We start from the raw sequence: 25,721 nt of genomic DNA, 5'->3' as shown, positions 1-25,721 counted from the left end.
CTTGCCAAGGTCGGGGTCGCGAGTTCGAGTCTCGTTTCCCGCTCCAAATATGGGTCTGCAGAGTTCGATTGAGTTCTGTAAGACCTTGAAAATAGACGCTTCGGCGTCTTTTTTCGTTTCAGTCAATGCCATTCCGGTCCAACTAGCCGCAAGGATTACAGCCTCGGGGATAGCGATGGTCTTTTACTCGGCGTGAGTGTGCGGGTGGCAAGTCGTGGCACGTTCGCTATTGATGGGCTGGCAAGTAAAAGCACATCTCCCTCGTGACTTCTCCCGAAGTAGCTGTCTGGCTAACATAGGCGGCGTAGGGTGTTTAGCTTTTTAAAAAGTCGAATAACACGTTCGTCATCACTGGCTATACCAAAAAGTGATGTCAAGTCCGAAGCCTTCATAATCCGTACCTTGTTTTTGCAGGTCTGTATTTTATATGATTATTGGGTCTCTAAAGTGGAAGCCCCACGGAGACTACAGCTACCTCTTCGTTATGGCTTAGTGTTACATGAACCCTGTGGTTTTCGCGTATCCAGCGTAAACGGCTTTCCTGCGGATTTTTCCATTCCGGTTCACCAAGTAATGTGAGGAGTGCTGCTTTTTTTAGGCCGAATTTTATGCCGTAAGGCAATACGCCTTGGTAGATGGAGAATTGACCTATCTGTTTGCCGTAGTACCGTATGTTTACTAATACGAGTGCTCCGTCCGGGTAGTCCCGCTCGGGCGATTTAAGCGTTTCCGAGTCTGAAAACGTCAGCTCAATTCCAGCAGTTTCTTTTGAGAGGTAGGTGTCTGTTTCCCCGCGCGCAAGGATTGGTTGCTCATGGATGTTGAGTGACTTCAGTAAATCCCCAAGCTTGGCTTCACCGTAATAGATTCCCAAGTATTGATGGTGTTGCATATTTGGCCTCATAGTCCTAGATTAATGATGTCTTCGAGCTTCTTGTCAAACCAATCGTTGTCTTTGAGTACCCTTTACGCAGCCTTCATGTAGGCTTTTTTACATCCTCCATCTGCGTCATATTCATCGATTTTCTTGAGCATCGCTTCTACGTCTCTACGCGCAGAGTTGGCAAGGTCTGCTGCATCTTTTTTAGATTTTCAAGGTCAGTGCTGGAGAAGGGCAGGGTTGGTGTTTCAAAGCTGCGGAGGATTAACAAATGTTGATCCAGCTTCAGACGCCGCAAATTCTCCAAGGTCGGGTACCCGCCAATTACTAGCGCGGGCTCGAAACCGTACAACTCATCCGGCTCCAAAGGGCCATACTTCCTCAGGGCGCTGTTAAAGAGCAATTTTCCATTCGAATCTTGGATGTTAAAATCCTCTGGATCGCTAGAGCCAATTAGTGACTGTATCGTAATGTTTTGTGCGTCAAGAATCTTGGGCTTTAAGTGATTTTTTTTAGAGCGAGAATTTCGCTCTGCTTGCAAATAATTGTGACGCTTCGTCCGGTTTTCCCCCGCATAGATATAAATTTCCGAATGCGCTTCTGCGCTATGACATGAAATTTATCTAAAGATTCTAGTGGGGTGCCTTGTAGCCAAGTATTTTTAAGGTGTTCGAAATCATGTGAATTTACTATTCAGATTAGTCCGTCTGCGTAGCTTGACCACTCTTCATTCCTCCAGTATTCAAGCAATACAGGAGGGAGGAGATTTTTCCATTTTTCAAAGCCGCTCTCTGGAACTAGAGTGCGGTGAGTGGGCTCTCCGAAACACTCGATAAATTCTGAAAAGTCTTCGTCTCGCATTTCTATCCTCCCTTTTCTGACAGGCTCTCCATGTCGCCCTGATTCATTATCAGCACAGATTGGATTTTTGTGCCGATGCTGATGTCGTTGATTGAGCTAAAATGCTGGATTACCTTGAATTATATTTTGAGCCCAAGAGTCGAATATGTTCCCTGGTGTTAGTTCTGGATCTTCGGAAAAAATTTTTTCGTATCTGATCTTCGCTCGCATTTTATTGCTTTCTACGACGTAGTGGATGAGCATTTCGCTAGGTATTTCTTGGTTGAACTCGTTACATTTTTCCTCTAGAGCCTCTAGGTCGTCGAGGCCTATGTCCAGCATGGAATTCATTCTGTTTACTGATGTGTCATACTTGGGTTCTCCTGCTTTCAAGGCGCTATTTATGTTTTCTTTTTCTACTGCAATTCCGTTTATTTTGTAGAGGACGTCGAATGCAGTTATTCCGTCTTCATTTGCGGCGTAGATGTAAATTTCATCGGCCCTGTGTTCGACATATTCTAGTGCGATGCTGACCATGTCTGCTTGAATCTCGGAAAGATGGTCTTCAAAGATTTTTGCCATGATTGTGTCTCCTAATTTTTCAGTCTGACTCTTTTAGTTTTTCCGTCGATAACTTGTGTGATGGTTAGACTATTTGGTCTTGATGATGATCCTGAGTAATTTGGGGTGATCTTTACAGAGACTTTTTTACCATTTTTTATTGCTTTTGCCCACTCATTTTCAAGCCTTTTGTATGATCCGGTATTGGAGGAGGCTGTTTGGCTTACGATGTTGTCCAGTTTAGGGGATCCACCGAATCTATCTCCGATCAAGTGTCCTGCATGATCGCCACTCATTTTTTCTGGTGAATTAGAGTTGTGTGGCAACCGTTTTTCCCGGCTGGTCAATTTCAAGTCGTTGGCTGTTACTTCTTTGATTCGACCTAGGCTATCGGTTTCATAAATATATTCGTGCTCTCCAGTCTTGTATCTGCTGTTGGGCTTTGGTCTCCCATTTGGCCCAAGGTGTGAACCATCGCGGACGACACGCTCATTTATTTTAGCGCCATCTTTTTTTCTGTAAGGTATTTCATCAACACGCTTAGTAACTTGCTCTGAGCCTTCCCTTGCAGTCCTCTCTGCTGTTTCTTTAGCCGAGCGTTCGGCTATCTCTTTCGCGGTCTTGGCCGAAGCTTCCGCCGTTGCCTTAGCCGTATGCCGCACGACCTTGCCCGCAGTACCAGCATAACCCACAAGGGGAATAGCCGAGAGCAAGGACAGGGCAGCCCCTGCATAATCCCCCCGCGCAAGGCTGATGCCCGCATTAGCAACGTCGGCGATCTCGCCCACCACTGGAATCAGGCCAAAGATATCCAGCCCCAGCTGAATACCATCGAGTATCTCATCGCCGGTAAGGCCTTCTGCCGGTGATTCGCTTTCGACTTCAGGGTTCGCGTCATTGGCGGCTTTAGCAGAAGCCGGCGTTTCACCATTTACCCGACCCAGCGTATTGCCATTGGGCGTGGTAGTCGCGCCACCGCTTCGCGACGAAGGGTAGAGCTCACGGTAGGTCGGTATGTCCTCCAGGTCAGCCAGTTCCCTGCGAAACGCTTCGTGCCGCAGGGCCTCATACTGCGTTTCATCCAACACCAGGGATTTGCCCCACTCGTGCACACCATCGGCGAAGTCGACCAGCACGTTGCCTGCACCGTCGGTCTGCACGAACATCTTGTCTGGCCCGCCAGATAGCTTACGCAGCGGCACTTCGCGTACCTGGACAACCAATGGGTCCAGTTGAATGGGCTGCTGACTCATCGCATCAGCTCCCGTTCATCCAGAACAGATCCCCATGGCGAACCAGGTGACGCCCTTCCGCACGCACGGAACTGCTGTGTTCCAGCGGGTGGCATTTGCCCTCGACAGTACCGCTCTTGACGCCTTTGGCCTGGCCAGCAGCGTCACCGATGGTCTTGGGTGTGAAGCTACGCTTGTACACGACGACCGGATGGCCATTGGCGCGCACGCTTTTCGCCACCCCCGTGCTCGTGTCCAGCTCTGCCGTGACCGGATAGGGAACGGGTGGAACGCTGCTGCCCATCGGTGTTTTGCACACGTCGGGGGCGATGCTGATGACCGTCCATTTCGCCTGTTGCCGAGCCATTACGTTATCGGCCATATCAGACGCGCTCCCTGCTGCGGTGTGGGGCGCGCCGAACGATGGGAGCGTCGGGATCGGTTTCGAAACGCGCTTCGAGCACGCGAATACCAAGCGAATTGGACAGGCTGATACGGTGGGTCATCGACAGGGTCATGGCATCGGTATCGACGCGCAGTGTGTCGGTGAGCATTGGTAGTGGCAGCATTACGCCGTTGGCCATGCGCATGAGCACGAAGGGGCGATGGCCTGGAAGCTGGACTTCACAGTGCCCATCCTGGCTCAGGGATGGATCAACCAGGTTGAATAGGGCAACGCGAGCATCGGGTGTAGGAAACGCTACCTGCTGGTCAACTGGGGCGCCGTTCCAGTAGCCGAAATCGAAATCTTGTGGCAGACCTGGCCAGTGATTGTCTTCCCAGTTTTCGTCATAAGTGCCAGCAAGTGCCAAGCGTGGTGCCCAAGCGCGGCCAACGATGCCAAAGCCGGCCGGGCTGCAGCCATAGGAGGCCGCCACCTCCGCCATGGCAGCGGCATCTAGCGGGCCGGCTGGATGCCGCGAGCGCAGCAGGCGCTCGATGGGCTCGTCCAAATGCTCGAGCTGAGGCGCAGGCAGGCTGGCGAGCTTTTCGCCGGTCTGCTCGTGATGCAGTTTTTCATGGCGTTGTTCCAGCCAGCCACAGCCCAGCGGATTACTGAAGCAGACTTCATTGAGCAGGAATTCAGGCGCTTCGGGGTTATGCCCATAATCAGGATTAGCAAACTGGCTGGCGCCTCCAAACGCATGTTCCCAGCGTAGAGGAACGCGTGTGGCAGGCGCTGGGTCGGTGAGGTGCCAGCCGAAGAAGTTGTGATGAAACTCTCGTGGACCGGTGAAGCGCAGTGTCTTGTCCAACAAAACGCGCGGTGTGAGTTGCTCTCTGTTGCGTTGTCGCACTTCAAGTATTCGTGCTTGGTGCGCCTGCAGTTCATCGGCGGTGAGGTAAACATTCGGCGCCCGCTTTGGGGGTGGCGGATCAGGGATTATTTGCTTGGGACGAGTCGATGTAACACGGATGCCGGCTTCCCACGTAGTCGCAGGTTGCCCTGCTGGCGCATGGGAATGGCCGACGACAATGACATCGCAGCGTGGCTTGAAGGGCGCCAGGTCGCTCTCTTCGAGTACGGAGCTGCTGCCAATCCCTGCATAGTAAGTGTCGGCCATGCACAGCGGCAGAGGTTCATCATCGATGACAGCGGCCCGGAGTCGGCCAGGACAGCCCTCAATCGGCTCAAGCCGATACCCGACTTTCATGGCAATGACAGGATGTTCCTGACCGTCAGGCGCAAGCGCGCTAAAGCACTTGACGTCAAACGGCGTCAGGTTGCGAAACTCCATCTTGGGTTACCCCTTCAGTTGATATCGACATCCTTGCCGTTGATTTGCACAGGCCCTGTGGCACTGAAGTCAAAGTTGCTGCCGTTGATCAGCACGGTGCCGTCGGATTTCATCACCAGCGATGACTTGCCCACTGTGATGCTGAGTTCGTCACCTGCGGTGATGCTGAACGTGTTGCCGACGATGACCGACTTATGAACGCCCACCTGTTCGCTCTGGCTTAGCCCAACAGTCGTGTTCATGGCAGCGCCCACGCTGACCTGGTAACCCGCACCAATGGTCAGGGCCTTGGCCAAACCGATGGTTTCTGCCTTGGCAAGCTTGATGGTCTCGGCCTTGTTGGCACCGATGGTCACGCTGCGGTTGGCGCCGATGCTGATGGTTTCATTTTTGCCAACGTCTTCGGTGCGGTGGTCGCCGATGGAGATGGTTTCGTTGTGGTCAACCCGTTCACTGCGGTCATTGCCGACGAAGGTGGTTTCCCTGCAAGGCACCACGGTGAACGCTTCGGGCGCCGATGCCATCATGCTCAGGGCGGGCGCGCAGGCGGCCATTGGCAATGGCACGCGTATCATCAGCGATCGCCTGGGGTTGCGTTTGCAGCGCGTTGGCACTGCAGGCTCGACCGCCACCGTCAGCGACAGCCGTATCGAGGGCGGGCAGGGCGGTGCTCTGGTTTCAGGGGCATCGACGCTGAACTTGGTCAATAGCACAGTGGTGAGCACCGGTGAGTTTGCCGCAGTGGAGTTGTTCGGTAATGGTGTATTGAACGCCCAAGACAGTACGCTGACGGGCGCCAACGCCGGCTTGAGCATCCAGGGCGATGCCGATTTCGACGAGGCGGCCCAGGTGCGGCTGGTCAATACTCGCGTTCAGGGCTTGAATGGTTCGGCGATCGTGGTCGGGGAAGAGCTACTCGACCCCGCCAAGGCGAGCATCCTTGTCGGCCCCGGTACAACGCTGGAGGGTAGCAATGGGGTGTTGCTCGACGTGGTTGCCAACTCTGACGCCACCTTGCAGGTCGACGGCGCTCAGTTGGTTGGCGATGTACGCGTGCAGACCGGCTCCACGGCGAACCTTGCCCTGGACAACCAGGCCAGCCTTACCGGTCGCTTGGAAAACGTCGCGGGTCTGACGCTGGCCAACCAGGCCCGTTGGACCATGGTCGAGGACAGTCAGGTCGGGGCGCTGACCCTGAGCGGTGGTGCTGTTCGCTTCGGTGAGGCCGACCAGTATCAGCGTTTGTCACTAGGTTCGCTGTCCGGTAATGGCACCTTCATCATGGACGCCGATTTCAGCACGGGGCAGACCGATTTCCTGGACGTGGGTACCGCGACGGGCAACCACACCCTGTTGGTGGGCAGTAGCGGCGCGGACCCTGTCACCGAGAACGATGTGCACCTGATCCATACGGCAGCGGGTGATGCGTCCTTTGCATTGCTCAATGGGCCGGTCGATGTCGGGACCTTCTCCTACGAACTTGTGCAACGTGGTAACGACTGGTTTCTGGATGGGGCGAGCAAGCTCATCAGCCCTGGCACGGAATCGGTACTGGCACTGTTCAATACCGCGCCGACCGTCTGGTATGGCGAACTCACCAGCTTGCGCAGCCGGATGGGTGAGTTGCGTTTGAACGAGAGCAAGGCGGGGGCGTGGGGGCGTGCCTATGGCAACAAGTACAACGTCGATGGTGCCGCCGGCATCGCTTATACGCAGACCCAGCAGGGCTTCTCGCTGGGTGCCGATGCGCCGCTGTCGGCGGGCGATGGCCAATGGCTGATCGGCGTCATGGCGGGCCACAGCACATCGGACCTGAACATGTCCCGTGGTGCCTCCGCTCAGGTCAAAAGTTACTCCCTCGGGCTCTACACCACGTGGCTTGATGCTCAAAGCGGCTACTACTTTGACGGTGTGGTGAAAGCCAACCGCTTTGCCAACGACTCGAAAGTCACGCTCAGTGACGGAGCGCGTACCAAAGGCCGCTATGACAACCTTGGCGCAGGTGTTTCGATCGAGTTCGGTCGCCACCTCGCATTGGCTCAGGGTTACTTCATCGAACCTTACACGCAGTGGTCGGCTGCGACCATCCAGGGCAAGGATTATCGTTTGGATAACGGCATGCGGGCCAATGGCGACGATACCCGTTCGCTGTTGGGCAAGGCCGGGGTCACCCTGGGCAAGACCTTTACGTTGAGCGAGGGGCGTCATGTGCAGCCTTATGTAAGGCTGGCGTATGCGCATGAATTCGTGGACGACAACGAAGTGAAGGTCAACGCCAACCGTTTCAACAACGATGTGTCGGGTTCTCGGGGTGAGATCGGTACGGGTGTCGCAGTGTCATTTAACGACCGCCTGCAACTGCATGCCGATTTCGACTACGCCAGCGGTGGGCGCGTCGAGCAACCTTGGGGCGCCAACGTGGGATTGCGTTTCAGTTGGTAGCAGAGAGGCGGGGTACTCCCCGCCCCTTTTTCTTTTTGCCGCTACGTCAAAGGGAGCACAGAATGGTCAGCAATGAACTGCCGGAGCAACAGGCGAGGCCATTGCCGCCCGCCAGCGCCCCAGATGCACTTGAAGACATTCCTGGCGCGGACCCGAACTTGCTGCCGGTGAGCGTTTTGTCCGCTCCACTGCGCATTGAGGTACCGATGTGGCTTTCTTCAAGGCCCAGCCCGGAGCGACCTGAAACGCTGAAATTGTACTGGAACGGCTTGGAGGCGGGAGCGAAAAGCTGGACTGCACGCGTGCCAGCAGATGACCTGTATATCGAGGTGCCGGTGGCGTTCCTCAATCACGGGTCAGCGATCGTGAACTACACGGTGGAGCTTTACAACGGCTCGATCGCCGATTCTGAAAGGTTGGTGCTCACGCTCGATAGGCAGCCACCGGTGTTGGGGGCGAACAGAGGCCAATTAGAGTTTCCGGAGCTGGTCGGAAGGGAGGTGAACGCCGACTACCTTGAAGATCATGGCGATGTGCTACATGCGCAGGTGCCCGATTATGATGTGCCGGCACCCGGTGACACCATTGTCTATTACTGGAACATCGAGCCCTTTTCGCCACTGCTGGCGGGGGAGCGAACGCTGAGCCAGGAGGATCTTGGCAAGCCGCTGACCATCGAGATCCCTGGCAGCCTCATTCGTGAGCGGGGGGATGGGCCGCGTTACGTGTTCTATGCCATCCGCGACAGGGCGGGTAATCTCAGCAGCGACGCCTTACCCCAGACATTGACCATCGCAGCGCAGCCGGCGCCACGCGCTTTGCCCCTGCCTGAAATTCCCGCGGCCACGGGCTCCGGGCGGGACGTATCTCTGAATCTCGTGGAAGTCGGGGCGTCCATCACGGTGAAGGTTCCCCAGGAGGCCGACATTCGACCAGGTGAGGCATTCGGCTTGCAGTGGGGAGATCCGGAGCTTTTTCGCAGTAACAGATTCAATGGCCAGGCGGGCTTGCGCACATTCACCATCCCAGCTCGCAATGTGGCTGCGATGAGCGGCAAGGTCGTGTCCGTCTATTATGACGTCGAGGTGCGCGGTCAGCTTCAGTGTTCGGAAACACGCAGGCTCAAGGTCATCCCGATACCCATGACCAGCTTGCCCATCCCCAGACTCGCCGGGCTGAGCGGTGGCACCTTCGACAGGGCCCGCTACACGTTCGACCCCCCTTTGACACTGGATAAGTGGAAGCTGATCGGGGTCGATCAGCGAGTCAATATCGTAGTCATCGGTGCAGGAGGTAAGCGACACCAACTCCTTGACAATCATGCGGTAACTTCCGCTGAGGTCAAGGATGGTATCGGCAAGGCAGGAGACGTCACAGTACCCCTGACTTTTCTGAATGAGCTTCCCGTCGGGCAACTGTTTTTCATTGAGGTCACGGTCAGCTTCGATGCCGGACAAACATGGCCGTCTGAACACAATTTCGAACGCCTGGAACTGGTGATGAGATAATCCTCTACCAGGTCAAGGTTCGATGTGGTCGTGCAGTGGCACTGTTATCGCGGTGGTGCTGCCGCCATAGTCGTTGATCGTTGTGAAGGTCAGTGTTGCCGTCGCGGGCGGCACGGGGAACTCCAGCTTGTAACGCTGCTGATCCATAGGCATCGCCATGGCTTTGGTTTCCACTCGATTTTTTTTGCCGTTCACATCGATCTCCACCCGGCCGAATGTGAAGTGGTAAGGCGACGGGTTGTTCACCACCAGATAAGACTGCCCACCCTCTTTTTGCAGGGACCAATCGAGCTGCTTGAGGTGATCTTGCGGTTGGCCCTTGAGCTGGCTGGGGCGATAGAAAACTTTCAAGCGTGTGCGCAGGGCGATGGTCAGCGCGTTGTCCTGCATGTCTTCTTCGACTTGAGGTATTTCCTGGACGTTGAGGAAAAAAAGGGACTCGCGGTCTTGCGGTAGGTCGTTGGGCAGCCGATTGATTTTTACGATTTGTTCTTCGTTCGGCGCCAGGCGAAAAAGGGAGGGCGATGCCAGCAACGGTGTCGGCGTGGTGATGTCGTCAGCTTCTGTGTTGACCCAGGCTTGTGCTGCGTACGTGCGGGTACTGGGGTTCGCAACGTTGATCGAACTGCTCGCTTTATCGCTCCCATGAATGATCCGGGTCTGATTGGTGATCAGTGCTGCCTGTGCAGTGCAAGGTATGCCGACAAGGGCGAACAGGGCGCTTCCCCATAGCCAGGGTTTTCGATAGATGGAGGGCATGGAAAATTCACGTTTCAAAAGTGTTGGATCCGGGTGTTGGAGCACCCGGAGCTGAGATCAAGGCAGTGCGACAGTGAAGCCTACATCTGCCTGGGCAGCACCCTCAGTCACAGGGACCTTGATGGCCTCGTATTGCGCATAGAAGGCCATGTGGGTAGGGGTGTTTTCAAAAAGCGGATACTTTCGCGAATCGTCCAGGGGCGCTAACTTTTTATCGTCGGCATCGAAGATCGCGATTCCCAGATCCGGGGTTCCGCCCGATGACAACTTGTACAAGTCGCTCTTGGGCCCTGTGGCACCCCCTCTGGAATCGAAGGCTACGGTAACTTCGGTACCCGGACCGATGACGCAAACGCCTGGTGTAGGGGTGACTTTGAGGGTGAACTCCATCTTTTTGGACGTCGCGCCTACGGCGTCGAAGTAGGTGCTTGGAAAGTGCCCCAACTGCACGGGTGTACCAATGCCGCCGCCCGGATTCACCACTTCGATCGGGCAGGGCCCGCCCGCGTACACGCTGCCGTTGAAATTCACCACGCCGATCTCTGGCGCGGCGAATGCCGTACCCGTGACACAGGTGAGCGCTACTGCAAGAAATTTGCTTTTCATCGAACTATCCATATTGCCGAGAAAGTTGACTGCGTCGTACAACGCAGCGTTCGGGCAATTGGTCCTGGTAAGGACCAAACGCCTGAGCGACAACGATCATAGGCAAACGGGCTGGCCGTTTATGTAGGTTCAATGCTCGACCCGGCCTGGGTTTTTTCTACGTGGCGTCTATCATTGCAGCGTTTGCGCCGCTGTGGCTAAAAGACCGAGACGGTGTTTTTGCAGGTGCCAGTCGAAGTCTTCACCGTTTTCGTGCGCGGCGTGGCGCTGCTCATCCAGTTGTTGGTAGCGGTCGAGTTCTTCGTCGGGCATGAAATGCAGGCAGTCGCCCGCAAAGAACCACAACAGGTCGCGCGGCACCAAGTGGGCGATTTGTGGATAGCGCTGCATCACCTGGCAGATCAAGTCTTGTCCCAGGTACTGGCTTTCCAAGGGGGCCTGCGGCAGCACGGTCAGCAGTTCGTCGAAACGCTCGAGAAACAGGACGTGACTTTCTTCCGGGACCTGATCGGCTTCACCGACTGCTGCCAGGATGGTGCGAAGGTGGTGGAGCAACCGCAGGTGGTAGTCCAGGTGATTATCGGCCATGCCGGGATCCTCGGTGTCAGCAGAACGGGGGGGGATCATACGCTTGATGGCTGCTTGGGTAAATTTCTTACCGCGCAAGCGGCCTTGCCTGGCATTTTTGCCAGTTGTCAGATAACCCGTGCACGCTTCAAATGGCGGCAATGTCATCTGCCAAGGAGTATTTATGAACGCTGCCGGAGAGGGTGAAAAAGAGGGTGTTTTTTCCGACGACCTGTTTGGGTGGAGCGGGTACGTACGTTGCTATCTGGGGCACTTGAATACCACATTAGAGGAATACAGTCAGCGCTCGGCTAGCCAGCGAACGACTTTTGAAATGGTCATTACGCCCGGCAGGCAGTGGTTCGCTTTCAGTGGTCAGCTAACGTCGCCGCTGCTCGAATTCGATGTTCATGGCCCCGGTAAAGGTTATTTGAAACTGAGCCATGGTGTTTCGAATGCTGTACATCTTCGGTTGAGTAAAGAGCCGGGCGCCAAGGTGAGAGAGGTCAGTCGCGTAGAGGTCTATTTATCTCAGGCGACTGTCGGCGTGGAGTCAGACCTTGGGAATGTGCAAGGCAGTTATCGAGTAGATGGGAATGTTGTATTGAATTGGCTAACGCCGCCCCGTTTGTATTTTATTCGAGACGGCCATGACGACCCAGCATTGGCTGCGAGATTCAACGATGGTATGCGTGAAACGGAGCGTCCGCTGGGTTGGCTGAGTCAGCAACAGCACTATTCACAATTGCTCGCTGGCGCGACGTTCAGGTTGGGGTTGGATTCGTCCGGTTTTGCGCATAAATTATTGCTCTATTTCGCCGTTTCAGGCCGTAGCCCAGGCCAACTGCCATCAGGCATTCAGACGGCAATGTCATCCGGCGTGGAGCACAAGCTTTCGTCGCCTAGCTCAGGGGGGGTGTTGTGTCGCGTTGATACCAAGGCCGGAAACCTGGGTGCGGTGTCGAGTGATAGGCTAAGTTTACCGAATGATTTGTTATATCTACCTGACATTATCTATCCGCATCGCACTCAGCAACTCGGATCCGTAAAAACCCTTGATCATGTCGCAGAGGTGGAATTTACGCCTGATTTGAGAATGGCGCAGGCGTCCAGCCCACCCACACCGACGATGAGGCGAAACGTAGCACTTATTCCGGCCATGGTCATCAGCCAGCGTGGTGGTCAAGCGATACCGCTGACGGTAGATATACCTTATAAGCCTAATTCATTCAGGTACAGCCAGCGCACACCTCAGCATGGCGTGGTTCGGATGTTGGAGGGTGAATTATTCTATGAGCCGCCCACTGCCTTGGCTCTTGTTCTTGCCAGCGACGAAGGCAGTAAAACAATAGCCAGTGCTGCGCTCAAGACTAACCAGCTTGGCCTTGTTAGTGTTGATATCCTTGACGTGTACCATGCTCGCAGTCCTTTCATCCCCGCAAGTGCAGCCTTTTTGGTCTATAACACGCCGACCACTCATTTTTTCCGCATGCGTAAAGCGGGGGACGCTTTGCGTTTGACCCTGCATTATGTGGATAAAAGGGGCAACGAGTTGGCAGTCGACCCTGCGGACATCGAGTGGAAAGTGTTGGCGGTTGATGGCGCGATCTCCCAAGAAGGGATTCTTACGCCAAGCCAAGGGTACAGCGGTTGCACGGCGATCCAGGCTGTTGAATACGATGATGTACGGTGGTACTGGTCAGCCATCATCATTCCACCGCTGAGCGTCGATGAGCTGTTGGCGTTGCAGTGAAACGATCTATATAACCCCGCACCCGTCGCCATGAGCGATGGCGGCGGGCGTGGGGTTTTTTTCAGCGAACGCTGCCCGTTGGCAGTAATGCGTCCTTGTCGAATGCATCGACGTCGATGACTACGCGGCGTGCCTGTTCTGCCAGTTGTAGGGTGTGCGCTTCGTCTGCTGTGAGAATCCCGGACTCCAGGGCGGACTGGATCAAAGGCTGGCCGATCGAGCCACGCACCTTTCCGTCCCTGACAGCCTGATTCAGTGCCTTGCGAAGTGGCGCGATGCCGTCTAGTGCGTCACTGGCCCGCTGCAGCGCTGCCACTGAATCACCCTCTGCCTGCGGCCTGAAGCAACCGGCGAGCAGCTCTTCCAGGGCCGGGTCGCCTTTGCTGCGGCCAATCAAGGCGGCTACCTCGGCGTCCAGTTCATCGTTCGGTCCGGTGTGCCGCCGCCCGAACGGGAAGACCAGCACCCGTAGAGCGCAGCCCACGACGCGGTTCGGGAAGTTGTCGAGCAAGCGATCGAGTGCATGCTCTGCCTTGCCCAGGCTTTCTTCCATCGCCCAGCGCAGCAACGGCTGCATGTATTCGGGCGAACCTAGATCGTGGTAGCGCTTTAGCGCGGCCGAGCCCAGGTAGAGGTAGCTCAGCACATCGCCCAGGCGCGCACTAAGACGTTCACGGCGTTTGAGTGCGCCGCCGAGCAGCATCATCGACAGGTCCGCCAGCAGGGCGAACGCCGCCGCCTGGCGATCCAGAGCGCGGAAGTAGCCCTGGCTCAGGGCATCCCCCGGCTTGCGCTCGAACCGTCCCAGGCCGAGGCCGAGCACCAGGGTGCTGGCGGCGTTGTTGACGGCGAAGCGGACATGCTTCAGCAGCAGATCGTCGAACGCCTTGAGGGCCTGCTCGCGATCCTGGATGCCGGCCACGGACATTTCCTTGAGCACGAAGGGGTGGCAGCGGATCGCGCCCTGGCCGAAGATCATCAGGTTGCGTGAAAGGATGTTGGCGCCTTCGACGGTGATGAAGATCGGCGCCCCTTGCCAGTTGCGCGCCAGGTAGTTATTCGGGCCCATGATGATGCCCTTGCCGCCGTGCACGTCCATGGCGTGCTGGATGCATTCGCGGCCGCGTTCGGTGAGGTGGTACTTGAGGATCGCCGACAGCACCGAAGGTTTTTCGCCCAGGTCGACCGCCTTGGCGGTGAGCAGCCGTGCGCTGTCCATCAGCCAGGCGTTGCCACCGATGCGTGCCAGCGATTCCTGGATGCCTTCGAAGGCGGCCAGCGGCACGTTGAACTGTTCGCGGATGTTGGCGTACTGACCGGTCACCAGGCTGGTGTATTTGGCCGCGCCTGTCCCGACGGCGGGCAGGGAGATAGAGCGGCCCACCGACAGGCAGTACATCAGCATCATCCAGCCCTTGCCGAGCATCTGCTGACCGCCGATGAGGAAATCCAGCGGCACGAAGACATCCTTGCCGCTATTGGGCCCGTTCATGAAGGCGGCGCCCAACGGCAAGTGGCGCTTGCCGATTTCCACACCCGGGGTGTCAGTGGGGATCAATGCCAAGCTGATGCCCAGTTCCTCATCCTCACCCAGCAGGTGGTCAGGGTCGTACGCCTTGAATGCCAGCCCCAGCAGCGTGGCGACGGGGCCCAGGGTGATGTAGCGTTTTTCCCAGTTCAGGCGCAAGCCGATGACTTCTTCCCCGTTCCATTGGCCCTTGCAGATGACGCCGCTGTCGGGCATGGCCCCGGCGTCAGAGCCTGCCAGTGGGCCGGTGAGTGCAAAGCAGGGTATTTCTTCACCACGGGCCAGCCGGGGCAAATAGTGATTGCGTTGTTCGTCCGTGCCGTAATGCAACAGCAATTCGGCCGGGCCCAGGGAGTTGGGCACCATCACCGTTGAGGCCAGATCCCCGCTGCGGGTGGCCAGTTTCATCGCCACTTGGGAGTGTGCATAAGCAGAGAAGCCTTTGCCGCCGTACTCCTTGGGGATGATCAGGGCAAAGAACCCGTTCTGTTTGATATGGGCCCAGGCCTCGGGTGGCAGGTCGAGGTCCTGGCCGATCTGCCAGTCACTGACCATGGCGCATAGCGCTTCGGTAGGGCCGTCGATAAATGCCTGCTCTTCATCGGTCAATGTCGGCGCGGGATAGGCGAGCAAAGTGCGCCAGTCGGGGCGGCCACTGAACAACTCACCATCCCACCAGACGGTGCCGGCCTCGATCGCTTCGCGCTCGGTTTGCGACATGGGCGGCAACGTGCGCTTGAACCAGTCGAACACCGGGGCGGTAAGCACCTTGCGGCGCCATTGCGGCAGCGCTACCACGGCCGACATCAACGCCAGCACGAGCCACAGCACCACCAAAAGCCAGCCAGGGGCATTGCTGAAAATGCCCATCAGCAGCACGTACCCCGCCGTGATGGCCAGGATCTGCAAGGGTGCCATGCGCCTGTGCAACAGGTACGCTGTACCTATCACCAGCACTACCAACCACAACAGCAACATAATCGGTCCTCCTTGGAACCAGGGGCTTGAGCCGTCCCAGACAGCTTAGACGCTACGCTGTGAACGACAGGGTCAGAACAGTGACAGGGTGTGGCGGTGGGAGTTTCAGTCTGCTACTTGGCTGTCTTGCAGTAGACTGGATCACCTGCGCATTCATTAAGGACATTGCCATGCTGAAGATCTGGGGCCGCAAGAACTCGAGCAATGTACGCAAGGCGCTTTGGATAGCCCATGAGCTGGGCCTGGACTTCGAGTGCATCGACGCGGGCGGCGCCTTCGGTGTGGTCAACGAACCGCAGTACCGTGCCCTCAACCCCAATGGCCTGGTGCCAATGCTCGAAGATGGCGACCTGGCACTGTGGGAGTCCAACACCATCGTGCGCTACCTGTGCGCAGCATATGGTGCAAAGCAGGGCTGGTATCTGGAGGATCCGCGTGAGCGTGCCCTGGCCGACAAGTGGATGGACTGGACGACATCGTCCTTGGCTACGCCGTTCCGCCCACTGTTCTGGGGCTTGCTGCGCACGCCTGAAGACCAGCGCGACTGGGTGGCAATCAACGCAGCGCATAAACAGTGCGCCCAACTGCTGGCCATCGCCGATGAAGCATTGGCCAAGCAGCCTTACCTGTCCGGTCAGCAGATTGGCATGGGTGACATCCCGTTGGGTAGTTTTGCCTACGCGTGGTTCGAGATGCCCATGGAGCACCCACCCATGCACCACTTGCAAGGCTGGTACGAGCGCCTGAAAGCCCGCCCCGCCTACCAGGCCGGCGTCATGAGCGCACTAACTTGATCGAACACCTGGTGTTCCTTGATAGTCACTATCAATGCACATAACTGTACTTAGGCTGCCCGGCCAAGCACCATAACTGCACCCATTGCGCCGGTGATCTGCCCCGGCGTGCCTCGACCCTCTTCCGGTAAGTGATCCGCTATGAGTTCTGCCCTGTCCATCCGACAGCTGACCAAAACCTACGGCAACGGCTTCCAGGCCCTTAACGGCATCGACCTGGATGTTGCCGAAGGCGATTTCTTTGCTCTGCTCGGCCCCAATGGCGCTGGCAAATCCACGACCATCGGGATTCTGTCGACGTTGGTCAACAAGACCAGCGGCAGCGTCAATGTATTCGGCCACGACCTTGACCGAGAGCCGGCGGCCCTCAAGCGCTGCCTGGGCGTTGTGCCCCAGGAATTCAACTTCAACCAGTTCGAGAAGTGCTTCGACATTGTCGTGACCCAAGCCGGTTACTACGGTATTCCCCCGAAAATCGCCAAGCAGCGGGCCGAGCAGTACCTGACGCAGTTAGGCCTGTGGGACAAGCGCGACGTGCCCTCGCGGTCGCTGTCTGGCGGCATGAAACGCCGCTTGATGATTGCCCGTGCACTGATTCATGAGCCCCGCCTGTTGATTCTCGACGAACCCACGGCGGGTGTGGACATCGAGTTGCGCCGTTCGATGTGGAGCTTTTTGACCGAGCTGAACCAGAAGGGCATCACCATCATCCTCACCACCCATTATCTGGAAGAGGCTGAGCAGTTGTGCCGTAACATCGGCATCATCGACCACGGCACCATTGTCGAAAACACCAGCATGCGCCAGTTGCTGGGCAAGCTGCATGTCGAAACCTTCGTTCTCGACATCAAGCAGGACTTGGCCACGGCGCCTGCACTGCAAGGGTACCCATGCCGCTTGCTCACGCCGCACTCCCTGGAAGTGCAGGTAGACAAGGACATTGGCATCACTGCGCTGTTCAGCCAGTTGGCAGTGCAGAACATCGAAGTGCAAAGCCTGCGTAACAAGACCAACCGGCTGGAGGAGCTATTCGTGTCCCTAGTAGAAAAAAACCTGTCGAAGGTGGCCGTATGAGTGTGGAGCTGCGCACCAACTGGGTGGCCCTCAACACTATCGTCTATCGCGAAGTGCGGCGCTTCCTGCGCATCTGGCCGCAGACCCTGCTGCCGCCTGCAATCACCATGGTGCTGTACTTCGTCATCTTCGGTAACCTGATTGGCCGGCAGATCGGCGACATGGGCGGCTTCACCTACATGCAGTACATCGTGCCGGGGCTGATCATGATGTCGGTGATCACCAACTCGTATGGCAACGTGGTGTCGAGCTTTTTCGGCAGCAAGTTCCAGCGCTCCATCGAAGAGCTGATGGTGTCGCCGGTGTCACCTCACACTATTCTGGTGGGTTATGTGCTGGGCGGCGTGTTGCGGGGTCTGGCCGTTGGGGTCATCGTTACCATCCTGTCGATGTTCTTCACCGACCTGCAGGTGCATCACCTGGGTGTAACGGTCATCGTGGTGCTGCTGACCGCTACTATTTTTTCGCTGCTGGGTTTCGTGAATGCGGTATTCGCTCGCAATTTCGATGATATCTCGATCGTGCCCACCTTCGTGCTGACGCCCCTGACGTACCTCGGTGGGGTGTTCTATTCGATCAACCTGTTGCCCCCGTTCTGGCAGACCGTATCGTTGGCCAACCCTGTGCTGCACATGGTCAACTCGTTCCGCTACGGCATCCTAGGTGTCTCGGACATCAGTATCGGCACCGCCATCACGTTCATGCTGGTGGCCACTGCGGTGCTGTACCTGCTGTGCGTGCGCCTGCTGGTCAGTGGCCGCGGCATGCGTGCCTGAGTACCGCCCCTTTCGCCGGCGCCACTGCCGGCCAATCCACCAGCGCCAGTAAAGCAGCGTGGTGAAATACGCGGCAACGCCCAATACCACTCCACACACTACCGAGCCCAGCAGGAACGGCTGCCAGACGGTGGCCAATTGATCGGTGATCCATTCGAAGGTGAGCTCCTCCGGTAGCGTGCGCGGCGGCACCTGCAACAGCCATGCGCCCGTCATGTAGGTGACGAAGAACACCGGGGGCATGGTCAGGGGGTTGGTCAGCCACACCAGGCTGACGGCAATCGGCAAGTTGGCCCTGACTGGAATGGCCAGCGCAGCGGCCAGCAGCATTTGCAGGGGGAGGGGTATCAGCGCCGCGAACAGGCCCACCCCCATCGCCCTTGCGACGGAATGGCGGTTGAGATGCCAGAGGTTCGGGTCATGCAGCAGCTTGCCGAAAAAGCGTAAGGACTTGTGTTCGCGAATGCTCGTCGGGTCTGGCATGTAGCGTTTGAAGAGTCGGCGCGGCATCTGGGCTCCCCGTAGGTTTGAGCGGGGAGTATGCCCTTATTCCCATTCAGCCTCGTTTAGAGTTTGTGACAATTGTTGAGCGGCGCCTGCTGCCATCTGGGCTATGCCTGAGGGCTTGGATCGGTTGCGGAGCTCTACCATATGCGCACAGGGATGTTGGCGCTTGCGCTCGGGCTGTTGTGCCTGGGTTTTCTCCCCGCCTTGCCGTCGGTCGGCTGGCTTGTTGCTCTGTTGATCGTTGGCGGCGCCTGCCTGTTCGGCCGGCTGTGGCCGCTCGGTGTGTTCTTGCTAGGGTTGAGCTGGGCGTGCGGGTCTGCGCAGCTGGCGCTGAATGATCGCCTGGCTAAAGCGCTGGATGGCCGCACGGTATGGTTGGAGGGCCGGGTAACGGGCCTGCCCACGCGCACCGGGCAGAGCGTACGTTTTGACCTGGAGGCGCCGCTGAGCCGCCGGGGTGAACTGCCCAGGCGGGTGCAGGTGAGCTGGTTCAAGGGACCGGAGGTCCGCGCGGGGGAGCAGTGGCGGCTGGCGGTGACCGTGCAGCGACCGGCCGGCCTGCTCAACCCGCATGGCCCGGATCGGGAGGCGCAGTTGCTGGCGCGCCGTGTCGGGGCAACGGGCACGGTCAAGGCGGGGCATCGGGTGGCGCCAGCCGATGGTGGGTGGCGCGACACCCTGCGCCAGCGCCTGCTGGCAGTCGAAGCCCATGGGCAACAGGCAGCGTTGGTGGCGCTGGTGCTGGGTGACGGTGCAGGGCTGTCGCGGGAGGTGTGGCAAACGTTGCAGGCCACCGGTACGGTGCACCTGCTGGTGATTTCGGGCCAGCACATTGGGTTGGTGGCCGGCTTGCTTTATGGGCTGGTGGCGGGTTTGGTGCGGTGGGGGCTGTGGCCGGCACGGCTGCCCTGGCTGCCTTGTGCCTGCGCCCTGGCCATGGTGGCAGCGCTGGCCTATGGCTGGCTCGCCGGTGCGGGGGTGCCGGTGCAGCGGGCCTGCCTGATGCTGGCTGTGGTGCTGTGCTGGCGGCTGCGTTTTCGCCACTTGGGCGCCATGCTGCCGCTGCTGATGGCACTGGTTGCGGTGCTGCTGGTTGAGCCGCTGGCGGCTTTGCTGCCGGGCTTCTGGTTGTCGTTTGCGGCAGTGGCCACGTTGATCTACTGCTTCAGTGCCCGGCTGGGTGGCTGGCGGCCCTGGCAGGCGTGGACTCGCGCGCAATGGGTCATTGCCATCGGGCTGCTGCCGGTTTTGCTGGCAACTGGCCTGCCCATCAGCCTGAGTGCGCCGTTGACCAACCTGCTGGCGGTGCCCTGGATCAGCCTGGCGGTGCTGCCGTTGGCATTGCTGGGCACGTTGCTGCTGTCCTTGCCCGGGGTGGGTGAGGCGTTGTTATGGCTTGCCGGCGGCCTGCTGGACCTGCTGTTTGGCATGTTGGCTGTGGTTGCGCAGCAACACCCGGCCTGGGTGCCTGCGGCGCTGCCATTGTGGGCCTGGCTGTTAGTGGCCTTGGGTGCGTTCTTGGTACTGCTACCCAACGGTGTGCCGCTTCGCGGCTTGGGCGGGGTGATGCTGCTGGCCTTGTGGGTGCCGAGGGAGGCCATCCCACTTGGGCAGGTGGATGTGTGGCAGCTGGACGTCGGCCAGGGGCTGGCGGTTTTGTTGCGAACCCGCAGCCACACCGTGCTGTACGACGCCGGCCCGGCCATGGGTGACAGCGACCTGGGTGAGCGGGTGGTATTGCCGACCCTGCGCAAGCTGGGTGTGCGCAGCCTGGACCTGATGCTCATAAGCCACGCCCATGCTGATCATTCCGGTGGCGCCGGGGCCGTTCAGCGTGGGCTGCCGGTGGCCTGGGCAATGGGCGGCGAGGAAGTGGAGGGGCTCCAGTTGCAACCTTGCGCCAGTGGTAAGCGGTGGGTGTGGGATGAGGTGCAGTTTTCGCTGTGGCAATGGGACCTTGGGCGCAGTAGCAATGATAGGTCGTGTGTGCTGCTGGTGGAGGCCCGTGGTGAGCGGTTGCTGCTGGCCGGTGATATGGAGGCAGGTGCCGAGCGGGCGTGGCTGGCGGCCATGCCAACTACGCGAATAGATTGGCTGCAGGCGCCCCATCATGGTAGCCGCAGCTCATCCACCGAGCCCTTCATTCGCGCCACGGCGCCGCGAGGTGTGATGATATCGCGGGGCCGCAACAACAGCTTTGGCCACCCCCATGCACAGGTGGTCGAGCGTTATCGGCGGCATGGGCTGGAGGTGCATGACACCGCCGTAGAGGGCGCGCTGCGGCTGGTGTTGGGGCGCCATGGGGAGGTTGAAGGGTGGCGACGGCAGCGGCGGTTCTGGCGGGAAGCTGGGGAGGGCTGATAGGAAAGATTGGGGGCGGGCCCTGCTGCGCAGGGCATCGCGACCTGCGGTCGCTCCTACAGGGGGAACGGTGGATTAACCGGCCAAATGGCTGACTTCTGGCAGATGAGGGGCCGACCCGCCTATGGTAGAGTGTTCGCCTTTTTCGACGGGGGCGTTAACTGTGTGGGAATTGGTCAAGTCCGGTGGTTGGATGATGCTGCCGATCATTCTGAGTTCCGTCGCTGCCATGGCAATCGTCGTCGAGCGCCTGTGGACGTTGCGGGCCAGCCGGGTGACGCCGCCACACCTGCTGGGGCAGGTCTGGCTGTGGATCAAGGACAAACAGCTCACCAGTGACAAACTCAAGGCGCTGCGGGCCGATTCACCGCTGGGTGAGATCCTCGCCGCAGGCCTTGCCAACTCGCGCCACGGCCGCGAGATCATGAAGGAGTGCATCGAAGAGGCGGCTTCCCGCGTCATTCATGAACTTGAACGCTACATCAGCACCCTCGGTACCATCGCCGCCATGGCGCCATTGTTGGGCCTGCTGGGCACCGTGCTGGGCATGATCGACATTTTCAGTGCCTTCATGGGCTCACAAATGACCACCAATGCGGCGGTGCTGGCCGGCGGTATTTCCAAAGCACTGGTCACCACTGCCGCAGGCCTCATGGTGGGTATCCCGGCGGTGTTCTTCCACCGTTTCCTGCTGCGGCGCATCGACGAGCTGGTGGTCGGTATGGAGCAAGAAGCCATCAAGCTGGTGGAAGTGATCCAGGGCGACCGTGAAGTGGAAGTGGCGGGAGGCAACGCGTGAAGTTCCGGCGCAACCGCCAGCGCGAGAACGTTGACATCAACCTCGCCTCGTTGATTGATGTGGTGTTCGTATTGCTGTTGTTCTTTGTGGTCACCACCACCTTCACACGCGAGAACCAGCTGCGTGTCGAGCTGCCTGAGGCGTCCAGCGCTGAACAGCCCCCGGCGGACGAAGGCAAGCTGGTGGAAATTACCATCAGTGCCGAAGGCGTCTATTCGGTGAACAACCACCTGCTGCCCAAAAGCGACCTGGCCACCCTGAGTGAGGCCATAGAGCGCGAATCCGGTGGCGATAACAAGCTACCGCTGGCCATCAGCGCCGACGGCAAGACACCCCACCAGGCGGTGGTCACCGCAATGGACGCTGCCGGCAAGCTCGGTTTCAGCCAGTTGCGCATGACCACCGTCGAGGCGGCACAAGGTACGCCTTGATGGCTGTTGGCGATCGCCTCCTGGCAGCCTGGTATGCCGGCCACCCGGCCCTGGCACTGCTGCGCCCGCTGGAGGCCTTGTACCGGCGGGTAGTGAACCGCAAACGCGTGCGCTTCTTGAGCGGTGAAACACCCAGCTACCGCGCGCCAGTGCCGGTCATCGTGGTGGGCAATATCACGGTGGGCGGAACTGGCAAAACACCGATGATCCTCTGGCTTATCCAGCATTGTCGTCAGCAAGGGTTGAAGGTGGGTGTGGTCAGCCGCGGTTACGGTGCGAAGCCGCCACAGTTGCCCTGGCGCGTGCACGCCGACCAGTCTGCCGACCAGGCTGGCGATGAGCCGCTGTTGATTGTGCAGCGCACCGGTGTGCCGTTGATGATCGACCCGGACCGTGCTGCTGCGGTGCGGGCGCTGCTGGCCAGTGAGCCGCTCGATCTGATCCTGTGCGATGACGGCATGCAGCACTATCGGCTGGCTCGGGACCTGGAACTGGTGCTGATCGATGCCGCCCGCGGTCTGGGTAATGGCCGCTGCCTACCGGCCGGCCCCCTTCGCGAGCCTGTCGAACGCCTGCACGCTGTTGATGCGGTGCTGTTCAATGGCGCTGCCGAAGACCCTGCCGAGGGCTTCGGCTTCTGCCTGCAACCGGCTGCGTTGGTCAACCTGCGCAGCGGTGAGCGGCGCCCGCTCGATCACTTTGCGCCAGGGCAGCGGCTGCATGCGGTGGCTGGCATCGGCAACCCGCAACGTTTCTTCAATACCCTGCTGGCGCTAAACTGGCAGCCGGTCCCGCACCCGTTCGCCGACCACGCGCAGTTCAATGCCCAAAGCCTTGCCTTCAGCCCGCCGCTGCCGTTGGTCATGACCGAGAAGGACGCGGTGAAATGCCGGGCTTTCGCGGCTGACGATTGGTGGTATCTGGCGGTGGATGCACAGCCCACACCCGCTTTTACTGCCTGGTTCGACAGCCAGCTGCAACGCTTGCTCAGCACCCCCTGAGCCTTTATTCCATTTTCGGCCACGCGGCCCAAAGGACGCTTTCAATGGACACCAAACTGCTCGACATCCTGGCCTGCCCGATCACCAAAGGCCCGCTCAAGCTCAGTGCCGACAAGACCGAGTTGATCAGCAAGGGCGCAGGCCTGGCTTATCCGGTGCGCGATGGCATCCCGGTCATGCTGGAAAGCGAAGCGCGCACGCTGACCGATGACGAGCGCCTGGACAAATGAGCCTGAACTTCATTGTGGTGATTCCGGCCCGTCTGCGTTCCACGCGCCTGCCGGGCAAGCCGTTGTTGCCGATCGCTGGCAAACCCATGGTGCAGCACGTATGGGAGCAAGCGCGCAAAAGCGGCGCCACTCGCGTGGTGATTGCCACTGACGATGCGAGCATCGTCGATGCCTGCCAGGCGTTTGGCGCAGAAGTGCTGCTTACCCGGGCCGACCATGAGTCCGGTACCGATCGCCTGGCTGAGGTGGCTGCCCAACTCGGGTTGCCGGCCGATGCCATTGTGGTGAACGTACAAGGCGACGAACCGTTGATCCCACCTGTGATCATTGACCAGGTGGCCGCCAACCTGGCCGCCCACCCGGAGGCGGGCATCGCCACCTTGGCTGAGCCCATTCCTGACCCGGCAACCGTGTTCAACCCCAATGCCGTGAAGGTTGTCAGCAACAAGCGCGGCCTGGCCCTGACGTTCAGCCGCGCACCTTTGCCCTGGGCCCGGGACACGTTCGCCCATGGCCGTCAGCAGCTGCCGGAAGGCGTGCCCTATCGCCGGCATATCGGTATGTACGCCTACCGTGTCGGCTTTTTGCAGGACTTCGTCAACTGGGGCCCCTGCTGGCTGGAGCAAGTCGAAGCCCTGGAGCAACTGCGCGCCCTGTGGCACGGCGTGGGTATTCACGTCGAGGATGCAATCGAAGCACCTGCCGTGGGCGTTGACACCCCTGAAGACCTTGAGCGCGTCCGGCGCTTGCTGGAGGCCTGATGCGCGTTCTGTTCGTTTGCCTGGGTAACATCTGTCGGTCGCCTACAGCCGAAGGCGTGTTGCGCCATCAATTGCAGGCTGCGGGGCTGGCCGACCATGTACAGGTGGCGTCTGCGGGTACTGGCGACTGGCACGTTGGCAGTCCGCCAGACAGCCGCACCTGCAAGGCGGCCCTGGCCAGGGGCTACGATCTTTCCGGGCAGCGGGCTCAGCAGGTCAAAGCCGGGCATTTTGCCAAATACGACCTGATCCTGGCCATGGATGAGAGCAACCTCGGCCACTTGCGTGCCATGCGCCCCGATACGTCCACGGGCGAACTGGACCTGTTCCTGCGCCGTTATGGGGCTGCACTGGATGAAGTCCCAGACCCTTACTACGGCGGTGCTGACGGCTTCGAACAGGTGCTGGACCTGATCGAGGATGCCTGCAAGGCGCTGGTGCTGGAAATCAAGGGGCGGGTATGACAGTGCAGTGGCAGGAGCAGGTATCGCTCAAGCCTTTCAATACCTTCGGCATCGACGTGAAGGCGCGCTATTTTTGCCAGCCCCATGATGATGAGCAAATCCGCGAGGCGCTCAATCGTGCCCACGCCCAGGGCCTGCCAGTGCAGGTGATCGGCGGTGGGAGCAACCTGCTGCTGACCCGGGATGTGGACGCGCTGGTGTTGCACGTGGCCAGCCGAGGCGTGCAAGTGATCAGCGACGACGGCCACGCTGTCATCGTGGAGGCGCAGGCCGGTGAGCCCTGGCACCCCTTTGTGCAGTGGACGCTTGGGCAAGGTTATTGCGGCCTGGAAAACCTCAGCCTGATCCCCGGTACCGTGGGCGCTGCGCCAATGCAGAACGTGGGTGCCTACGGGGTCGAGATCAAGGATGTCTTTGCGGGCCTCACCGCGTTGGACCGTGAAACGGGCGAGTTGCGCGAGTTCGACCTTGCGGCCTGTACCTTCGGTTACCGAGACAGCGTATTCAAGCGCAACCCGGGGCGTTGGTTGATTTTGCGCGTGCGCTTTGCCCTGAGCCATACCCTGCAGCCGCATCTGGACTACGGACCCGTGCGCCAGCGCCTGGCTGAGCAGGGGAACGCCGAGCCGACTGCCCAGGCGATCAGTGACGCCATCTGCAGTATCCGGCGGGAGAAACTGCCGGACCCGGCAGAGCTGGGCAATGCCGGGAGCTTTTTCAAGAATCCGGTGGTTTCGGCTGAATGTGTTGAGCGTATCCGTGCCCAGCACCCTGGCGTGGTGGCATACCCACTGGCTGATGGCCAGGTCAAGCTGGCGGCAGGCTGGTTGATCGAGCAGGCGGGCTGGAAGGGGTATCGCGAGGGTGATGCCGGCGTCCATCGCCTGCAATCACTGGTGCTGGTCAATTATGGCCAAGCGAGCGGGGCGCAGATGCATGCGCTGGCGCAGCAGATTCAGGCAGATATCCTGCAGCGGTTCGGTGTCGCGTTAGAGATGGAGCCTAACCTGTGGTAGGGGTGAGCAGGGTGTAGGGGAGGCTGCTGTGCAGCCTATCGCGACCTTTGGTCGCTCCTACAGTGTCTAGTCCTGAAATAGGTTTACACCTGCTCAGGTAGGCCGATAGGCCTC

Annotated in this window: 27 protein-coding genes; 14 read left to right on the top strand and 13 right to left on the bottom strand. The window is 59.0% G+C overall.

Annotated features, from left to right (window positions below; all coding sequences use genetic code 11):
* Positions 1 to 442: 442 nt before the first annotated feature.
* The 8 genes from IAE36_RS21265 to IAE36_RS23775 all read right to left on the bottom strand — a co-directional run bounded on the left by IAE36_RS21265 (position 443) and on the right by IAE36_RS23775 (position 5,776).
* Positions 443 to 892, bottom strand: coding sequence for a hypothetical protein (locus IAE36_RS21265; RefSeq protein WP_201214537.1), 450 nt, complete (start codon positions 890 to 892; stop codon positions 443 to 445).
* Between the two features lie 148 nt (positions 893 to 1,040).
* Positions 1,041 to 1,421, bottom strand: coding sequence for a T6SS immunity protein Tdi1 domain-containing protein (locus IAE36_RS24165; protein WP_201214534.1), 381 nt, complete (start codon positions 1,419 to 1,421; stop codon positions 1,041 to 1,043).
* Positions 1,422 to 1,573: 152 nt separating this feature from the next.
* Positions 1,574 to 1,741 (bottom strand): GAD-like domain-containing protein, encoded by a 168-nt coding sequence (locus tag IAE36_RS24160; protein ID WP_201214533.1) that lies wholly within the window; start codon positions 1,739 to 1,741, stop codon positions 1,574 to 1,576.
* A gap of 96 nt (positions 1,742 to 1,837) precedes the next feature.
* The gene (locus IAE36_RS21250) at positions 1,838 to 2,302 is read right to left on the bottom strand and encodes a hypothetical protein (protein ID WP_201214532.1); all 465 of its coding nucleotides are present in this window, start codon (positions 2,300 to 2,302) and stop codon (positions 1,838 to 1,840) included.
* 11 nt (positions 2,303 to 2,313) lie between these two features.
* Entirely contained in the window at positions 2,314 to 3,534 is a 1,221-nt protein-coding gene (locus tag IAE36_RS21245) for a DNA/RNA non-specific endonuclease (RefSeq protein WP_201214530.1), read from the bottom strand.
* Between the two features lie 4 nt (positions 3,535 to 3,538).
* Complete coding sequence (locus tag IAE36_RS21240; RefSeq protein ID WP_201214527.1) at positions 3,539 to 3,895, bottom strand: DUF4150 domain-containing protein; 357 nt, start codon at positions 3,893 to 3,895, stop codon at positions 3,539 to 3,541.
* Between the two features lies 1 nt (position 3,896).
* Positions 3,897 to 5,252, bottom strand: coding sequence for a DUF2169 family type VI secretion system accessory protein (locus tag IAE36_RS21235; protein ID WP_201214524.1), 1,356 nt, complete (start codon positions 5,250 to 5,252; stop codon positions 3,897 to 3,899).
* Positions 5,253 to 5,266: 14 nt separating this feature from the next.
* On the bottom strand, positions 5,267 to 5,776 hold the full coding sequence (locus tag IAE36_RS23775) for a bacteriophage T4 gp5 trimerisation domain-containing protein (RefSeq protein WP_236409148.1): 510 nt from the start codon (positions 5,774 to 5,776) through the stop codon (positions 5,267 to 5,269).
* Here IAE36_RS23775 and IAE36_RS21225 point away from each other — a divergent pair.
* Entirely contained in the window at positions 5,751 to 7,694 is a 1,944-nt protein-coding gene (locus tag IAE36_RS21225) for an autotransporter outer membrane beta-barrel domain-containing protein (protein ID WP_328822873.1), read from the top strand. The genes IAE36_RS23775 and IAE36_RS21225 overlap by 26 nt on opposite strands.
* A 62-nt stretch (positions 7,695 to 7,756) precedes the next feature.
* Positions 7,757 to 9,202: a hypothetical protein gene (locus tag IAE36_RS21220; RefSeq protein ID WP_201214517.1), complete on the top strand. Its 1,446-nt coding sequence runs from the start codon at positions 7,757 to 7,759 to the stop codon at positions 9,200 to 9,202.
* Between the two features lie 12 nt (positions 9,203 to 9,214).
* On the opposite strand, the gene IAE36_RS21215 is transcribed toward IAE36_RS21220, so the two are convergent.
* The 3 genes from IAE36_RS21215 to IAE36_RS21205 form a co-directional block, all read right to left on the bottom strand.
* The gene (locus IAE36_RS21215; RefSeq protein ID WP_236409144.1) at positions 9,215 to 9,979 is read right to left on the bottom strand and encodes a fimbrial biogenesis chaperone; all 765 of its coding nucleotides are present in this window, start codon (positions 9,977 to 9,979) and stop codon (positions 9,215 to 9,217) included.
* 39 nt (positions 9,980 to 10,018) lie between these two features.
* On the bottom strand, positions 10,019 to 10,567 hold the full coding sequence (locus tag IAE36_RS21210) for a fimbrial protein (RefSeq protein ID WP_201214515.1): 549 nt from the start codon (positions 10,565 to 10,567) through the stop codon (positions 10,019 to 10,021).
* Positions 10,568 to 10,738: 171 nt separating this feature from the next.
* Positions 10,739 to 11,155, bottom strand: a complete 417-nt coding sequence (locus tag IAE36_RS21205; RefSeq protein ID WP_201214513.1) for a PA2817 family protein — start codon at positions 11,153 to 11,155, stop codon at positions 10,739 to 10,741.
* A 163-nt stretch (positions 11,156 to 11,318) separates the two neighbouring features.
* Here IAE36_RS21205 and IAE36_RS21200 point away from each other — a divergent pair, with 163 nt between their 5' ends.
* Positions 11,319 to 12,887, top strand: a complete 1,569-nt coding sequence (locus IAE36_RS21200) for a hypothetical protein (RefSeq protein WP_201214511.1) — start codon at positions 11,319 to 11,321, stop codon at positions 12,885 to 12,887.
* 61 nt (positions 12,888 to 12,948) lie between these two features.
* On the opposite strand, the gene IAE36_RS21195 is transcribed toward IAE36_RS21200, so the two are convergent.
* Positions 12,949 to 15,393 (bottom strand): acyl-CoA dehydrogenase, encoded by a 2,445-nt coding sequence (locus IAE36_RS21195; protein ID WP_201214509.1) that lies wholly within the window; start codon positions 15,391 to 15,393, stop codon positions 12,949 to 12,951.
* 170 nt (positions 15,394 to 15,563) lie between these two features.
* Here IAE36_RS21195 and IAE36_RS21190 point away from each other — a divergent pair, with 170 nt between their 5' ends.
* The 3 genes from IAE36_RS21190 to IAE36_RS21180 all read left to right on the top strand — a co-directional run bounded on the left by IAE36_RS21190 (position 15,564) and on the right by IAE36_RS21180 (position 18,037).
* The gene (locus IAE36_RS21190) at positions 15,564 to 16,187 is read left to right on the top strand and encodes a glutathione S-transferase (protein ID WP_201214508.1); all 624 of its coding nucleotides are present in this window, start codon (positions 15,564 to 15,566) and stop codon (positions 16,185 to 16,187) included.
* Between the two features lie 141 nt (positions 16,188 to 16,328).
* A complete protein-coding gene (locus IAE36_RS21185) occupies positions 16,329 to 17,261 on the top strand; it encodes an ABC transporter ATP-binding protein (protein ID WP_201214507.1) in 933 nt (310 codons plus the stop codon).
* Positions 17,258 to 18,037, top strand: a complete 780-nt coding sequence (locus IAE36_RS21180) for an ABC transporter permease (protein WP_028633611.1) — start codon at positions 17,258 to 17,260, stop codon at positions 18,035 to 18,037. Before IAE36_RS21185 ends, IAE36_RS21180 begins: the two co-directional genes overlap by 4 nt.
* On the opposite strand, the gene IAE36_RS21175 is transcribed toward IAE36_RS21180, so the two are convergent.
* Complete coding sequence (locus IAE36_RS21175; RefSeq protein ID WP_201214505.1) at positions 17,921 to 18,547, bottom strand: DUF2062 domain-containing protein; 627 nt, start codon at positions 18,545 to 18,547, stop codon at positions 17,921 to 17,923. The two genes, IAE36_RS21180 and IAE36_RS21175, sit on opposite strands and share 117 nt — an antisense overlap.
* Before the next feature lie 141 nt (positions 18,548 to 18,688).
* Here IAE36_RS21175 and IAE36_RS21170 point away from each other — a divergent pair, with 141 nt between their 5' ends.
* From IAE36_RS21170 to murB, 8 genes are all read left to right on the top strand, one after another.
* Positions 18,689 to 20,905, top strand: coding sequence for a DNA internalization-related competence protein ComEC/Rec2 (locus tag IAE36_RS21170; RefSeq protein ID WP_201214503.1), 2,217 nt, complete (start codon positions 18,689 to 18,691; stop codon positions 20,903 to 20,905).
* Positions 20,906 to 21,068: 163 nt separating this feature from the next.
* Positions 21,069 to 21,704: a MotA/TolQ/ExbB proton channel family protein gene (locus tag IAE36_RS21165; RefSeq protein WP_028633613.1), complete on the top strand. Its 636-nt coding sequence runs from the start codon at positions 21,069 to 21,071 to the stop codon at positions 21,702 to 21,704.
* Complete coding sequence (locus tag IAE36_RS21160) at positions 21,701 to 22,135, top strand: ExbD/TolR family protein (protein ID WP_028633614.1); 435 nt, start codon at positions 21,701 to 21,703, stop codon at positions 22,133 to 22,135. Before IAE36_RS21165 ends, IAE36_RS21160 begins: the two co-directional genes overlap by 4 nt.
* Entirely contained in the window at positions 22,135 to 23,136 is a 1,002-nt protein-coding gene (gene lpxK / locus IAE36_RS21155) for a tetraacyldisaccharide 4'-kinase (protein ID WP_201214501.1), read from the top strand. Before IAE36_RS21160 ends, lpxK begins: the two co-directional genes overlap by 1 nt.
* Positions 23,137 to 23,180: 44 nt before the next feature.
* The gene (locus IAE36_RS21150; RefSeq protein WP_028633616.1) at positions 23,181 to 23,366 is read left to right on the top strand and encodes a Trm112 family protein; all 186 of its coding nucleotides are present in this window, start codon (positions 23,181 to 23,183) and stop codon (positions 23,364 to 23,366) included.
* The gene (kdsB, locus tag IAE36_RS21145) at positions 23,363 to 24,127 is read left to right on the top strand and encodes a 3-deoxy-manno-octulosonate cytidylyltransferase (protein ID WP_201214499.1); all 765 of its coding nucleotides are present in this window, start codon (positions 23,363 to 23,365) and stop codon (positions 24,125 to 24,127) included. The genes IAE36_RS21150 and kdsB overlap by 4 nt, the downstream gene beginning before the upstream one ends.
* Entirely contained in the window at positions 24,127 to 24,591 is a 465-nt protein-coding gene (locus tag IAE36_RS21140; RefSeq protein WP_201214497.1) for a low molecular weight protein-tyrosine-phosphatase, read from the top strand. Before kdsB ends, IAE36_RS21140 begins: the two co-directional genes overlap by 1 nt.
* The gene (murB, locus tag IAE36_RS21135) at positions 24,588 to 25,607 is read left to right on the top strand and encodes a UDP-N-acetylmuramate dehydrogenase (RefSeq protein ID WP_201214494.1); all 1,020 of its coding nucleotides are present in this window, start codon (positions 24,588 to 24,590) and stop codon (positions 25,605 to 25,607) included. The genes IAE36_RS21140 and murB overlap by 4 nt, the downstream gene beginning before the upstream one ends.
* Positions 25,608 to 25,721: the final 114 nt, after the last annotated feature.

Source organism: Pseudomonas sp. S36 (assembly GCF_016647875.1).
In the GTDB taxonomy this organism is placed as follows: domain Bacteria; phylum Pseudomonadota; class Gammaproteobacteria; order Pseudomonadales; family Pseudomonadaceae; genus Aquipseudomonas; species Aquipseudomonas parafulva.
This window is presented reverse-complemented; position numbering and strand designations above follow the sequence as displayed.

Excerpts from the sequence above, each read along its gene's own strand:
- IAE36_RS21245 (WP_201214530.1), bottom strand. The coding sequence starts at position 3,534 with ATGAGTCAGCAGCCCATTCAACTGGACCCATTGGTTGTCCAGGTACGC.
- IAE36_RS21170 (WP_201214503.1), top strand. The coding sequence starts at position 18,689 with ATGCGCACAGGGATGTTGGCGCTTGCGCTCGGGCTGTTGTGCCTGGGT.
- murB (WP_201214494.1), top strand. The coding sequence starts at position 24,588 with ATGACAGTGCAGTGGCAGGAGCAGGTATCGCTCAAGCCTTTCAATACC.
- IAE36_RS21210 (WP_201214515.1), bottom strand. The coding sequence starts at position 10,567 with ATGAAAAGCAAATTTCTTGCAGTAGCGCTCACCTGTGTCACGGGTACG.
- lpxK (WP_201214501.1), top strand. The coding sequence starts at position 22,135 with ATGGCTGTTGGCGATCGCCTCCTGGCAGCCTGGTATGCCGGCCACCCG.
- IAE36_RS21175 (WP_201214505.1), bottom strand. The coding sequence starts at position 18,547 with ATGCCGCGCCGACTCTTCAAACGCTACATGCCAGACCCGACGAGCATT.
- IAE36_RS21140 (WP_201214497.1), top strand. The coding sequence starts at position 24,127 with ATGCGCGTTCTGTTCGTTTGCCTGGGTAACATCTGTCGGTCGCCTACA.
- IAE36_RS23775 (WP_236409148.1), bottom strand. The coding sequence starts at position 5,776 with ATGGCATCGGCGCCCGAAGCGTTCACCGTGGTGCCTTGCAGGGAAACC.
- IAE36_RS21235 (WP_201214524.1), bottom strand. The coding sequence starts at position 5,252 with ATGGAGTTTCGCAACCTGACGCCGTTTGACGTCAAGTGCTTTAGCGCG.
- kdsB (WP_201214499.1), top strand. The coding sequence starts at position 23,363 with ATGAGCCTGAACTTCATTGTGGTGATTCCGGCCCGTCTGCGTTCCACG.
- IAE36_RS21190 (WP_201214508.1), top strand. The coding sequence starts at position 15,564 with ATGCTGAAGATCTGGGGCCGCAAGAACTCGAGCAATGTACGCAAGGCG.
- IAE36_RS21240 (WP_201214527.1), bottom strand. The coding sequence starts at position 3,895 with ATGGCCGATAACGTAATGGCTCGGCAACAGGCGAAATGGACGGTCATC.
- IAE36_RS21220 (WP_201214517.1), top strand. The coding sequence starts at position 7,757 with ATGGTCAGCAATGAACTGCCGGAGCAACAGGCGAGGCCATTGCCGCCC.
- IAE36_RS21205 (WP_201214513.1), bottom strand. The coding sequence starts at position 11,155 with ATGGCCGATAATCACCTGGACTACCACCTGCGGTTGCTCCACCACCTT.
- IAE36_RS24160 (WP_201214533.1), bottom strand. The coding sequence starts at position 1,741 with ATGCGAGACGAAGACTTTTCAGAATTTATCGAGTGTTTCGGAGAGCCC.
- IAE36_RS21250 (WP_201214532.1), bottom strand. The coding sequence starts at position 2,302 with ATGGCAAAAATCTTTGAAGACCATCTTTCCGAGATTCAAGCAGACATG.
- IAE36_RS21195 (WP_201214509.1), bottom strand. The coding sequence starts at position 15,393 with ATGTTGCTGTTGTGGTTGGTAGTGCTGGTGATAGGTACAGCGTACCTG.
- IAE36_RS21150 (WP_028633616.1), top strand. The coding sequence starts at position 23,181 with ATGGACACCAAACTGCTCGACATCCTGGCCTGCCCGATCACCAAAGGC.
- IAE36_RS21185 (WP_201214507.1), top strand. The coding sequence starts at position 16,329 with ATGAGTTCTGCCCTGTCCATCCGACAGCTGACCAAAACCTACGGCAAC.
- IAE36_RS21265 (WP_201214537.1), bottom strand. The coding sequence starts at position 892 with ATGCAACACCATCAATACTTGGGAATCTATTACGGTGAAGCCAAGCTT.
- IAE36_RS21200 (WP_201214511.1), top strand. The coding sequence starts at position 11,319 with ATGAACGCTGCCGGAGAGGGTGAAAAAGAGGGTGTTTTTTCCGACGAC.
- IAE36_RS21180 (WP_028633611.1), top strand. The coding sequence starts at position 17,258 with ATGAGTGTGGAGCTGCGCACCAACTGGGTGGCCCTCAACACTATCGTC.